We start from the raw sequence: 11,774 nt of genomic DNA, 5'->3' as shown, positions 1-11,774 counted from the left end.
TAGACGATGTGATACCTTTATTTCTCTAATCTTTCTTAAAACATGAGCAGCAAAGATTTTGGGCAAAAATGGCTATCCATCGTTGGCATTGGTGAAGATGGACTGGACGGGTTGAGTTTAGTAGGGCGATCGCTGCTTGATCAGGCAACCGTTTTGGTAGGCGGCGATCGCCATCTTGCCATGTTGCCCCCCGAAGATCCACGAGAACGCCTTCTCTGGACTTCCCCAATTGAAGACTCGGTGAATCAAATTATTCAGTGTCGCGGACAGGCTGTATGTGTCTTAGCCAGTGGTGATCCGATGTGCTATGGCATTGGCGTGACTCTCACCCGCCACATTGCGATCGCCGAAATCACAATCGTCCCCGCTCCTTCAGCCTTCAGCCTTGCCTGTGCCCGTTTAGGTTGGGCGCTCACCGAGATCGAAACCCTCAGCCTCTGCGGTCGCAATCCCGCTCTGTTGAATGCCCTGCTCTACCCAGAGGCGCGATTGTTGATATTAAGCGCAAACCAATCAACTCCCGCAACTGTTGCCCAACTGTTGACCCAACAAGGCTTTGGCAATAGTCAAATCACCGTTCTAGAACGCATGGGCAGCACCCAAGAACGCATCACCTCCGGCACCGCCTCCACTTGGACTACCACCAACCTCGCCGACCTCAACACGATCGCCATTACCTGCATTCCTTCCACCATTCAAAACTCAAAACTCAAAACTCAAAACTTATCCCACTTCTCCCCCGGACTCCCCGACACCGCCTATCAACACGACGGACAATTAACCAAACGAGAAGTTCGCACCATCACCCTCTCCGCCCTTGCTCCCCTCCCCGGACAATTGCTCTGGGATGTGGGCGCAGGCTGTGGCTCGATCGCGATTGAGTGGCTGCGGAGCGATCACCGCTGTCGAGCGATCGCCATTGAACAGCATTCCACGCGCTTACAATATATTGCTGATAATGCGATCGCCCTAGGGACTCCCACTCTCACTGTCATTGCCGGAGCCGCCCCGATTGCTCTTAAAGGTTTACCCGAACCCGATGCAATTTTTATTGGCGGTGGCTTGACTGCGCCAGAATTATTGGAAACCTGCTGGCGATCGCTCCGTTCAAGAGGTCGCCTAGTTGCCAATGCAGTCACGGTCGAAAGCGAACACTTGCTATTTCAGTGGCAGCGTGAACTAGGCGGCGAACTCAGCCGGATTGCCATTCAGAGGGCAGAACCGATTGGCAAATTCTTAGGCTGGAAAGCCATGGCTCCTATCACCCAATGGGTTGTAGTGAAAGAGTGAAAGCTTGATATCCAACTTACTCCCCTACAATTAATTAAATTATTCGGCATTGCTGAATCTGGGGATGAAATTTGTAGGGCAACCACAAGGGATTGCCCTACATCTCCGGCAGGGTAGGCACAAGACCTACCCCTACATAAAAATCATACTTGCATTCAGCAACGCCAATTATTCATCTGGCGCGTAAGGTCTGATTAATGACTGTTTTCAGGATGGGCAAACCATCTTGCATTCAGCAATGCCACACTATAAGTACTTGGACATGGAAAAACTACACCGTACAACCTCCGACTGTCGCCATCTCCCTTGGCAAAGAGGACTACAGGGAGTGTATTTAATTGGGTACAACTACTTAGCAGTACGAGGAAAGGACAAGACAACAACCATCCGTTATTCCTTATTTCTCAAGGATCTTTGTGTCCTAACCTATTCATCCGCTGCCCTATCTATTACTCTACGCTTAGCACCAAGCCTTTGAGATACAGCCCTTCGGGATGATAAATGCTGATGGGATGATCAGCAGGCTGAGCCAGGGAATGCAGCACCTGAATGGCTTTTCGAGATTCGATCGCCCCTGCCATCACTGCCCCTTTAAATAAATCAGGAGTCACGACTTGAGAGCAGGAAAAGGTGAACACCATACCGCCCGGTCGCAGTTTATCAAACGCCATTTGGTTCAATCGCTTATATGCCATCACCGCTTGATGTCGGGCAGATAGATTTTTGGCAAAAGCAGGCGGATCGAGAATGATGATGTCGTAAACGGGATCACAGCCTTTGAGATAGTCAAATACATCGGCATCCACCGATTCATTCTCAACTTGATATGGATTGTTGAGCGCCATGTTTTCTTCAGTGAGGGCGATCGCCTTGGCTGAACTATCCACCGAATGCACCACTTCTGCACCTGCATCCACGGCATACACCGAAAAGCCGCCAGAGTAGCAAAAGGTATTCAAAACCCGCTTTCCTTTGGCATAGTGGGCAAGCAGTTGTCGATGTTCTCGCTGATCCAAAAAGAAACCCGTTTTTTGCCCGTCTTCCCAATCCACGATAAAACGGTGCCCATATTCCTGCACCACTCCATCGGATTTTTCGCCAAACAAATATTGATTAGTAGAATGAGCCTTGGGCAACACTCCGGCGCTTTTGTCATACACCGCTTTTAAGCGATCGCCATAGACTGCCTGTAAACATTCCACAATCTGCGATCGCTGCTCATACATGCCCAAGGAATAGGCTTGCATCACCGCCGTGCCGTTGTACCAATCCACAATCAAGCCCGGTAACCCGTCGCCCTCCGCATTCACCAAGCGATAGCAGTTGGTCGCCTCACCTTCCGCCAAGCCCACCTGTTGCCGCACCTCATAGGCACGGTGAAACCGATCTAAAAACAGCTTCTCAATGCTGGAAACAGACTCAAACGCCAGAATTCTAACTGCAATATTGCCGCCACAATAGTGACCGATCGCCAAAAAATCGCCACTGGCGCTGAACACCTCCGCGATCGCCCCTTCCTGCAACTCTGGATCTTTTTGCTTAATCGCCCCCGAAAAAATCCACGGATGAAACCGCCTCACCGCATCCGCCTTACTATTTTGTAAAACAATTCGAGGAAAACTAGGCATTAGGTAACACGGATTAAAGATTAGGGATAAGGGCTTAGAGAGCAGGAGGCAGAAAATAGAAGAAATTCTGAACTCAAAACTTAGAACTCAAAACTTAGAACTCAAAACTAAGAACTCAAAACTAAGAACTCTACACTACACCCGCGCTAGCGTCACTTGCTCCAATTGGTCTTGATACTTCCCTTGGCGAGTTTCATAGCTGACCGCACAGGGCGCACCTTCTAGAAAGATCAACTGCACCACTCCTTCGTTTGCATAAATCCGGCAGTCGGCGCTGGATGAATTAGAAAACTCTAGAGTCAAATAGCCCCGCCAACCCGCCTCAGCCGGAGTCAAATTAGCAATCAGCCCCGTTCGCGCATAGGTGCTTTTGCCAATACAAATCACCGTCACATTCTCCGGCACTGCCAATCGCTCCAACGCCACGCCTAAGCCATAGGAGTGGGCAGGCAAGATGAAAAAGCTGCCATTTTCATCCGTGTGTAGCTCGGTTGCTTCTAAGTTAGCAGGATTAAAATGCTTCGGATCAACGACCTTGCCGGGAATATGGCGAAAGATGCGAAATTCTGCCGCCGATAAGCGCAAATCATAGCCATAGCTGCTTAACCCATAGGAAATCACGGGCAAATCATTGAAATGGCGCACAAGCTGAGGCTCAAAGGGGGCGATCATGCCCTTCGCTGCCATTTCGGTAATCCAAGTGTCGTTTTGAATCATAGTTTTTAGAACTTAGGTAGAAAGTAGAAAGTTTTGAATTTTGTTCGCGTTCGCGCAGCGTGTACCTTGCACTCAGCGTCTCCGTTGCTTTTGCTTCCCGCAGGGTAGGAGATATTTTGAGTTTTGAATTTTGTTCGCGTAGCGTTGACCTAGGAAATATTTTGAATTTCTAACTAAGAACTCAAAACTAAGAACTCAAAACTTCTTTAAGGTTGATGGCTGCGGCGGAGTTCGGTGATTTGGTCGGCGACATCAAGCAGCGATCGCGGCATTTCGGGTCCCGTTAGAATAACATCTACGTTGCGGGGGCGTTTTTTGAGGAAGGCTAACACGTCGGTTTCTGAAATTAACCCAAAGGTAATGGCAAGGCTCAGTTCATCGAGTACAACCAGTTCATATTTTCCTTGACACACGATGTTTTGAGTGTAAACCCATAATTCCTCCAGGGATTTTTGCTCTTCCTCATTTAGGACGGGTGTATTAATACAGCGAGATAAGTTGCAGCGAATCCAGTCGAGGCTTTGTCCCAGTTGCACAGGATGTTCGTAGCCTTGAGCAATACCCCCTTTAAGAAACTGTACAACGAGAACAGAGGTTCCCTGTCCAGCAATGCGGAGGGCTTGCGCCATGACATTTGTAAAAAAGCTGCGATGGGTGCAAGTAAACACCTGCACCAGCCCTTCAATTGAGTGGGCAGGATGACGGCTCGCGTCTAGAATCGGTGTTTCAACCTGTGAAACCATGAATTTTGCCTGCGTCATGAACGGAAATAATGGAGCTTTATAGAAACGAGACTATTTAGGATAGGCAAAATATAGCGTACTTTCCCCGGTTTCCTACCTAAATAACGCTACATTTTGTGACTGAGGTTTCAGGTGCCAGATTTCGGGTGCCAGATTTTAGGGGCTAGAGTAGTACCATAGAGCATCGTGTTCTTTCTCAATTTCGGCTAACTAATACCAATTTAATAAATGGAGCCTACGGCAGATCTGAAGATGAGACCGTGACTGAGTAAAGCTTCTACAATTCAAAACTCAAAATTCAAAACTCAAAACGGTATAACTCATGACTTCTCCGCCCATTCAATGGTATCCCGGTCACATTGCCAAAGCCGAAAAATCCCTGCAAGAGCAGCTTAAGCGGGTGGATGTGGTGCTAGAGGTGCGAGATGCTCGAATTCCGCTATCTACTGAGCATCCGCAAGTGAAGCAGTGGATTGGCACAAAAGAGCGGGTCTTGGTCTTAAACCGGATGGATATGATTTCATCAACGGCGCGGCAGCAGTGGACAGGCTGGTTTCGGGAACGAGGAGAGGAACCGCTATTTACTGATGCTCAGCATGGGAAGGGGATTGAGGCGATTACAAGAGCAGCGCAAACCGCCGGGGAAAAGATGAACCAGCGTCGGCGCGATCGCGGCATGTTACCTCGTCCGGTGAGAGCCGTGGTGATGGGCTTCCCCAATGTGGGTAAGTCTGCCTTAATCAATCGGCTGCTCAATCGGCGGGTGGTGGTTAGCTCTCGGCGGGCTGGGGTAACGCGCCAACTGCGCTGGGTTCGCATTTCTGACCAGATTGAGCTATTGGATGCACCCGGAGTATTGCCTTCTAAACTCACCAATCAACTCGCTGCCATTAAACTAGCGATTTGTGATGATATCGGCGAAGCGTCTTACGACAATCAGCGGGTCGCTGCAATCTTAATCGACTTACTCCGACCTATTCAAGCAGAAATAGCTCTCCAGACGCGCTATAACCTGTCTCTAGAAGACTTGACGGGCGAAGATTATCTGCACGCCTTGGCAAAATTTCGCTATCAAGACAACGTGGAACGAGCCGCACGGCAGTTGCTGAATGATTTTCGAGTGGGTCAGCTAGGCGCGATCGCCTTAGAAATTCCACCCCAAGCAGAGAGTGAGGATTGATCAATAACTATGTCAAACTAGGCATGAAGGTTAACAGAATGGACTTGTTTAGTGAGTCAGGTGAAGAATGCGGACTAATTTACTCATTGTTACAACGATTTTGATAACGCTATCCATTGGCGTTGCAGTTACTCCCCATGCAGAAGCACAGCGGGCAAAATGCGCCGATTTTGCCTTTCAAGAAGAGGCTCAAGCTTTTATGCAGACGCGGAAAGCCAATTATCTAGATCGCGATAACGATGGGATTGCTTGCGAAAGACTACCTCGTCGAGGGTCTAAGCCCAAGCCTTCGATACCTCCCGCAGTGCGATCGCCCCATACCCAAACTGTGCCCTCTAATCGCCAGAGCCAGTTTATCGTGATGAGTGTAGGTGATGGCGATACCTTGAAGGTACAAGACAGGCAAACCCAAATAACCGTGCGGCTTGCCTGTGTAGATGCGCCGGAACGTGCCCAAGCTCCGTGGGGATCAATTGCCTCCGAGCGATTGAAGCAGCTTTTACCGATTGGGCAAGTCGTGCAACTGCGAAAGGTTGATCGCGATCGCTATGGGCGCACCGTGGCAGAAGTGTATGTGAAGGAGCAGTCGATCAACCTGCAAATGGTACAGGAAGGAATGGCAGTCATCTATCCGCAATACTTCCAAAACTGTGCCGCTACTTCAGCCCAATATCGCCAAGCGGAGGCGATCGCCAAACAGCAAGGCAGTGGCGTGTGGAACCCCAACAATCCCCTACCAATTATGCCCTGGCAATTTCGTAGCGCGTCACTGAGTCTTTTGGGTTGAAGCGTATCCTGAGCCACCCTGCTCGTCTCAACTCAATACTCTTTGCCGATTCATTAAATCTCAAAACGGTTAGAGAAGGTTATGCAATCAGTCATACAAATCTTATAACTGGGCTTTACAGCATTACGAGGAAAGATCAAGACAGCAACTATCCATTTCCTGCCCTTGCTAGCTATTTTTGAACAGACCTAGCGGTATACCCGCGCTAGCAGCTAATGATACAGTCTACATCGAGGGTCTTCAGGAGAATAGCGGATGAAAGCGCCTGTATGAGCCGCCGCGCATTTTTGGGCATGAAACAGCCGGAACGATTTCAGTATAGTTATTTACAAACATTCTCTTAGTTCGTTAGATCTTATTTTGATCTTTGACACAAACTATTTTATATACCGTGTGCTGAGCTTTTGCGGGGCGATCATAAGTATTTCTATGGAACGATATCACCAGACGAACGTACTGCTCAACTTTGCAGGCAATCAAATTTGCAGGCAATCAAAGTGGGTTGTCAATATGAGCGTCCTATTTCTGTGCAGATAGCTTTCGCAGGTGGAATCATACTCTCAACTCAATGAGAGTTTACGAATATTAGAAAAATAGCCGTAAAGCCCGATCGCAATCATATTCAAGGCGCAAAGTGTATAAATCAACGCAAAGCCTGCTCCCGGATTTGAGCCAAATATCCAGCGAAATAACCCTGTGGATGCAGCCATTGCAGGCTCAGCCATGCGATCGCCTAATGGACCCGCCAGCAGTGCTGCGATCGCAGACACACATTGCCCTAATAATGAATTCGCGGCAAAGACTCTGCCCTGTGCTTCTGAGTGAACATGAGTCATCCAGATGGTCGTTTCAGAGCTATCCATCAACGGAAAATTGGCAGACGAACAAAACTGAGCCGGGAGCCATACTTGGGCACTTCGTCCCAGTCCAACAGTCATTTTGCTCAATCCGGCTCCAATCATACTGACACATACCCCACGGATGGGTTGCTTAAACCCGCCCCAAATGCTGACCGCGATCGCACCTGTCACGCCACCGATGCCTGCGGCGATGCCAATCTGTCCCAAAACTGCGGCGCTTCCATTGGTTCTTGCCAAAACCATTGGGGCGTAAAGTTCCTCGCCCAAATCATGCACAAACCCGAATGGCAGAGTGAGTAGCAATAAATTCCGCAAGGGAGGATGAGTGAATAGAAGGCGAAAGCCATAGACTAGATTGCGTCGGAGCGTCAGACGGGGTGCTGAGTTGGAACGGTCAGGCTGCGGAATTCTCCGGGGTAATAGAGTTGCGATCGCAACGAGAAACGTTAGGCAATCTAGGCTCAAAATGCCATTTACGCCAATGATGGGATAAAGACTCGCTGCGATCGCGGGTGCAATAATCAAGGAACCATAATGCAACGCGGAACCCATGCTACTGGCGCGAGTATACTGCTGCTCCGGGATAAGTAAGCTGATTGAAGCAGAATAGGAGAGTTCTTGGAGTTGACTGAAGATACTGACGATCGCAGTTATGAGATACAGATGCCAAAGTTGTAGCGCGTGGGTGAGAGATAGAGACAGTAAGAGCAAGCTAGAAAGGGCGGCGATCGTATCTCCGAGGAGCATGAGATATTTTCGACTTAAGCGATCGACGAGCAGACCAGAGACTAAGTTGATCGCAATGCGAGGAGCCTGGAAAAAGAAGCCAATCAAAGCGAGAGGGGTTGCAGACCCGGTTAATTCCCATGTCCAGAGTTCGAGGGCAAATCCGGTCATATAAGTGCCGATCGTCGAAACAAGCTGACCAACCCAAAGAATGATAAAAGTACGCATCGCATTCTCGCAGGCTTAATCAACTGGTCTGTTTCTGGACTAAATGCTTCAGCACATCATCAAGAATTGCGTTTGCTGAAAGAATACTTCCAAAAACCCAGTAGCCTGAATCAACGATGTAGACCCGCTGATTTTTTACTGCCTTTAATGTTTGCCATAAAGGGCTGCCTGCATAAAGTTGAAAGTTCTTCTCCGCTCCTGGATCAAGTGCGACAAAAATTGCATCTGCATCAAGCAAGTCTACTCGCTCTAAACTAACATTCACATAGGTTTCATCCGTCCCTTCTAATTGACGTTGAACAGTAGGAAGCGAGATCAGCTTTAGTTCTTCGATGACGCTTCCAGGGAAGGATACATGGTTCAAAAACTGTGTAAATTCAAGAGTTGTGTAAAACCGCATGATGGAAACTTTCGTATCACCAAGCTTCTGCTCAACAACGAATTTTAGGTCTTTTATTTTTTGTTGATAATCATCTAATAATTTTTCAACCGCCTGTTTTTTATCCAATATTTCACCGAATTGCCGTAGAATTCTCTTCCATTCAGCGTGGCTAAAATCCATTGAAATAGTCGGTGCAATGCCTGAGAATAATTTATAGTTCTCAGGTTCTATAAACATTCCAATGATCAAATCGGGGTTTAGTTGCACTATCTTTTCAAGATTCGGTTGCCCCTCCTTTCCTAAATCGATAATCGTATCGATTTTGCCATTCAAGATAGGTGCTTTATCACCAACTCGATTTGCTGTTGTCGTGGCGATCGGCTTTATCCCCAACGCCACTAAAATCTCTAGACTTTCTTGATCCATTACAATGATTCGTTGTGGATCAACTGGAATGCAACTTTTGCCTATTTTATGCTGAACTACTCGACAGTTCGATAACACTTCTGGCTTTTGAGGCTGTAATGGTTGGCTCAGCAACGCATCACAACCCTGAATCAAAACCACGATCAAAGTCCCAACTAAAAATAGTTGAATGTGTTGCCACCAGGATTTATAAAACATCTTTATAGTTTTCAAACGACCTCTTAAAACGTCCAAGAAACTGTTCCTCTTACCGTAAAAGGCGCACCATAATACACACGCAATGGGCTTTCTGCTGTCTCAAAGTAGCTGACACCAAACAAATTCTCGATGTTCAATCCAATCCGATAATTATCTCGACGATAGAACAAGGAAGCATCAGTACGGGTATAGCTAGGAACTTCAAAAGAATTATCTAAATCGCCTTGGCGCTGACCCACATAGAAGAGACCAAGTCCGAAGCCTAAGCCCTTGAGAGAACCCGTTTGAACTTCGTAGGTTGTCCATAAACTTACAGCGTGTTCTGGAACGTTATTGATGCGATTCCCGATCGCCAAAGTATTATCTTCCGTAATCCGAGCATCGGTGTAGGAATATCCAGCCGCAATCTTCCATCCTGGCAGAATTTCACCTGCGATATCGAGTTCAATTCCACGACTTCTCTGTTCTCCGGTTTGAATCGAGAAGTTTGGGTTGGCGGGGTCAGTTGTCAGGACATTGGAACGAGTAATTTGGTAAAACGCTAGAGTTGTAGACAATCGGCGATCGAGCCAGTCCGCTTTGATTCCCACTTCGTATTGAGTTCCGCGCTCTGGTTGAAAAAGTTGATTATCCAGTGCTGTGCCAATACTTTGTAGAAAAGAGCGGCTATAGCTGGCGTATAACGAGAGTGAATCAGTTGGTTGATAAACCAAACCAACTCGCGGACTGAAAGCTTCGTCTTGCTGAAAGGACTCAGACTCATCAGCAAACTCAATTTTTTGGCTCACAATATCAAACCGCCCGCCGAGTAACAATTTCAAATTGGGCAACAAATTAATCTGATCTTGCAAATAAATGCCAAGGGAGTCTGTAGTAAAAAGGTCTCGCGGAAATTCTGCAAGTAGTTCTCCGCGAGGCTGTCTGTAGACTGGGTTGAATATATCGATCGGCGCCAAGGCAAACTGTCGCAAACTTGCTCCAAATACATCCCGGTTCAGATCAAAACCAAACAGCAGCTTATGGGCAACGCTACCTGTTCTGAAGGTTCCCACGACATTTGTGTCGAGGATGTAGTTGTTCTGAAACTGGTCTTTTGTGCTGAATAAGCCTCGCTCTAGCGTGCGTTCATCATCGAGTAGAGCAGAAGGGAATAATGAATTTTGGGGCGCTTGTTGAAATGTAGCTCGGAACGCATTGCGTAATTGCCAGTCGGAACTCAATTGATGTTCTAGGGTGTAACCGAAGCGCAGTGCGTAGCGATCGTTTTGATCGAGTTCATCCTCTGGCTCACCAATAAATCGATTTCGAGGGAGTCGTCCATTGATATTCGGAAGAACAGTTCCTTTGGCAGGCAAGCCCCGCGCATTCGGTTGTTCAGAAATCGTGTATTCGCCCTCAAAGGTGAGTTTCGTTGCTGGGCTAATTTGCCAGGTGAGACTAGGGGCGATCACAAAATTACGGCGATCGAAAAAGTCAATAAACGTTCCAGTCGTAGAAGCACCTGCAATGAAACGATAGAGCAAAGTTTTAGAATCATTCAACGGTCCTGTAAAATCTAGCACTCCGCTGTAAGTGTCAAAGTTTCCGATCGTCGCCTCGATCGTGTAGCGAGGAATGGAGAGCGGCTTTTTCGTCACGATGTTCACCGTACCTCCTGGACCACCCTGGCTAAACAGCGCTCCTGCCGGACCTTTCAGCACTTCAATTTGTTCAATGTTGGGAACTGCAACGCGGTTGGTAATGTTGGTGTCATCTCGCAATCCATTCCGAATGATATTCCGTCCGGTGAAACCCCGAATCGTGACTCCTTCAAACGCAGAGTAAGATGGATTGTCCGGTGTGACTCCTGCAACCGTTTGAAGGGCTTCGTTGACGCTTTGTACCTGACGATCTCTCAGCAATTCTTGAGGAACAACTTGAACCGAAAAAGGCAAATCCCGAAGCGGAGTATCGGTTCTACTTCCAGTTGTGGCATTCGGCACGCGATATCCTCGCTGCTCTCCCGTCACCACAATTTCTTCATCCGATTCGTCTGTCTCCGGGTTAAGGCTATAGGCAAGTCCTCCCGCTTTCAGAGTTACTTCAGTTTTGGGCAGGGCATTGGTGCCTGTCACAATCACCCGAATGCCACCAGCCGTTTGCTGCACCACCTGCACACTGGCAATATCCGCCACCGGGTTTGTAGCATTAAATGCTTGCCCTTCTGGTAATGCTAGCACCGCATTGGGAATATCGGCAGTCAGGCGATTCCCCTCTGCCTGAAACTTCTTGGTATCCACCTGTAGCGGCTTTCCATCTGCGGTTTCGAGGACAATACCCAGTTCGTTCTCACTGCGTTCTAGCTGCACCGCAGTCACCTGAACCATCGCTGCTTCAATTTGAGCGATCCACTCCGTCACACTTTTTGCAGGCTTACGATCAACCTCTTCTGCTGCACTAACAAGCTGAGTGGTCGCCAAAATTGAAACAACACTCCACCCCATGATCGCAAATAACTGTAACTTCATGACTCACACCATCCGAATACTGCTGCATCCAAGCTCGATTTAGCAGGAATTACTCTCAATAAAATACTGGAGTGTGAGTTCTGACCAAAAGCCTAAATCACC

The 11,774-nt window shown here is 47.9% G+C and carries 9 protein-coding genes; 3 read left to right on the top strand and 6 right to left on the bottom strand.

Translation table 11 applies throughout. From position 1 onward, the window contains the following. Positions 1 to 42: 42 nt before the first annotated feature. The gene (gene cbiE, locus AB3R30_RS00185) at positions 43 to 1,290 is read left to right on the top strand and encodes a precorrin-6y C5,15-methyltransferase (decarboxylating) subunit CbiE (protein WP_458647111.1); all 1,248 of its coding nucleotides are present in this window, start codon (positions 43 to 45) and stop codon (positions 1,288 to 1,290) included. 449 nt (positions 1,291 to 1,739) lie between these two features. Here the strand turns inward: cbiE and AB3R30_RS00180 are convergent, their stop codons facing one another. From AB3R30_RS00180 to AB3R30_RS00170, 3 genes are all read right to left on the bottom strand, one after another. Next, positions 1,740 to 2,918, bottom strand: coding sequence for a class I SAM-dependent rRNA methyltransferase (locus AB3R30_RS00180; RefSeq protein WP_458647110.1), 1,179 nt, complete (start codon positions 2,916 to 2,918; stop codon positions 1,740 to 1,742). 135 nt (positions 2,919 to 3,053) lie between these two features. Then, complete coding sequence (dcd, locus tag AB3R30_RS00175) at positions 3,054 to 3,635, bottom strand: dCTP deaminase (RefSeq protein ID WP_458647109.1); 582 nt, start codon at positions 3,633 to 3,635, stop codon at positions 3,054 to 3,056. 206 nt (positions 3,636 to 3,841) lie between these two features. Then, positions 3,842 to 4,378, bottom strand: a complete 537-nt coding sequence (locus AB3R30_RS00170) for a P-loop NTPase family protein (protein WP_458647108.1) — start codon at positions 4,376 to 4,378, stop codon at positions 3,842 to 3,844. A 322-nt stretch (positions 4,379 to 4,700) separates the two neighbouring features. Here AB3R30_RS00170 and ylqF point away from each other — a divergent pair, with 322 nt between their 5' ends. Together ylqF and AB3R30_RS00160 are read left to right on the top strand one after the other, a co-directional pair. Continuing rightward, positions 4,701 to 5,558: a ribosome biogenesis GTPase YlqF gene (ylqF, locus tag AB3R30_RS00165; RefSeq protein WP_458647107.1), complete on the top strand. Its 858-nt coding sequence runs from the start codon at positions 4,701 to 4,703 to the stop codon at positions 5,556 to 5,558. A gap of 67 nt (positions 5,559 to 5,625) precedes the next feature. After that, positions 5,626 to 6,345 (top strand): thermonuclease family protein, encoded by a 720-nt coding sequence (locus AB3R30_RS00160; RefSeq protein WP_458647106.1) that lies wholly within the window; start codon positions 5,626 to 5,628, stop codon positions 6,343 to 6,345. Positions 6,346 to 6,905: 560 nt separating this feature from the next. Here AB3R30_RS00160 and AB3R30_RS00155 read toward each other — a convergent pair. The 3 genes from AB3R30_RS00155 to AB3R30_RS00145 are packed head-to-tail and all read right to left on the bottom strand — an operon-like array spanning position 6,906 to position 11,672. Next, positions 6,906 to 8,159 carry an MFS transporter gene (locus AB3R30_RS00155; protein ID WP_458647105.1) on the bottom strand — a complete coding sequence of 418 codons (1,254 nt, stop codon included), beginning with the start codon at positions 8,157 to 8,159 and terminating at the stop codon, positions 6,906 to 6,908. Positions 8,160 to 8,178: 19 nt separating this feature from the next. Further along, positions 8,179 to 9,201, bottom strand: a complete 1,023-nt coding sequence (locus tag AB3R30_RS00150) for an iron-siderophore ABC transporter substrate-binding protein (RefSeq protein ID WP_458647104.1) — start codon at positions 9,199 to 9,201, stop codon at positions 8,179 to 8,181. Next, on the bottom strand, positions 9,189 to 11,672 hold the full coding sequence (locus AB3R30_RS00145; RefSeq protein WP_458647103.1) for a TonB-dependent siderophore receptor: 2,484 nt from the start codon (positions 11,670 to 11,672) through the stop codon (positions 9,189 to 9,191). The genes AB3R30_RS00150 and AB3R30_RS00145 overlap by 13 nt, the downstream gene beginning before the upstream one ends. Between the last annotated feature and the right edge of the window lie 102 nt (positions 11,673 to 11,774).

The organism is Sivoneniella epilithica UHCC 1019 (assembly GCF_040830845.1).
Lineage (GTDB): Bacteria > Cyanobacteriota > Cyanobacteriia > Leptolyngbyales > Leptolyngbyaceae > ULC077BIN1.
The sequence above is the reverse complement of the archived record's forward strand: the minus strand, read 5'-3'. Positions and strand labels throughout refer to the sequence as shown.

What these genes read in the sequence shown, in the direction of transcription:
- cbiE (WP_458647111.1), top strand. Translation starts at nt 43, where the DNA reads ATGAGCAGCAAAGATTTTGGGCAAAAATGGCTATCCATCGTTGGCATT.
- AB3R30_RS00180 (WP_458647110.1), bottom strand. Translation starts at nt 2,918, where the DNA reads ATGCCTAGTTTTCCTCGAATTGTTTTACAAAATAGTAAGGCGGATGCG.
- dcd (WP_458647109.1), bottom strand. Translation starts at nt 3,635, where the DNA reads ATGATTCAAAACGACACTTGGATTACCGAAATGGCAGCGAAGGGCATG.
- AB3R30_RS00170 (WP_458647108.1), bottom strand. Translation starts at nt 4,378, where the DNA reads ATGGTTTCACAGGTTGAAACACCGATTCTAGACGCGAGCCGTCATCCT.
- ylqF (WP_458647107.1), top strand. Translation starts at nt 4,701, where the DNA reads ATGACTTCTCCGCCCATTCAATGGTATCCCGGTCACATTGCCAAAGCC.
- AB3R30_RS00160 (WP_458647106.1), top strand. Translation starts at nt 5,626, where the DNA reads ATGCGGACTAATTTACTCATTGTTACAACGATTTTGATAACGCTATCC.
- AB3R30_RS00155 (WP_458647105.1), bottom strand. Translation starts at nt 8,159, where the DNA reads ATGCGTACTTTTATCATTCTTTGGGTTGGTCAGCTTGTTTCGACGATC.
- AB3R30_RS00145 (WP_458647103.1), bottom strand. Translation starts at nt 11,672, where the DNA reads ATGAAGTTACAGTTATTTGCGATCATGGGGTGGAGTGTTGTTTCAATT.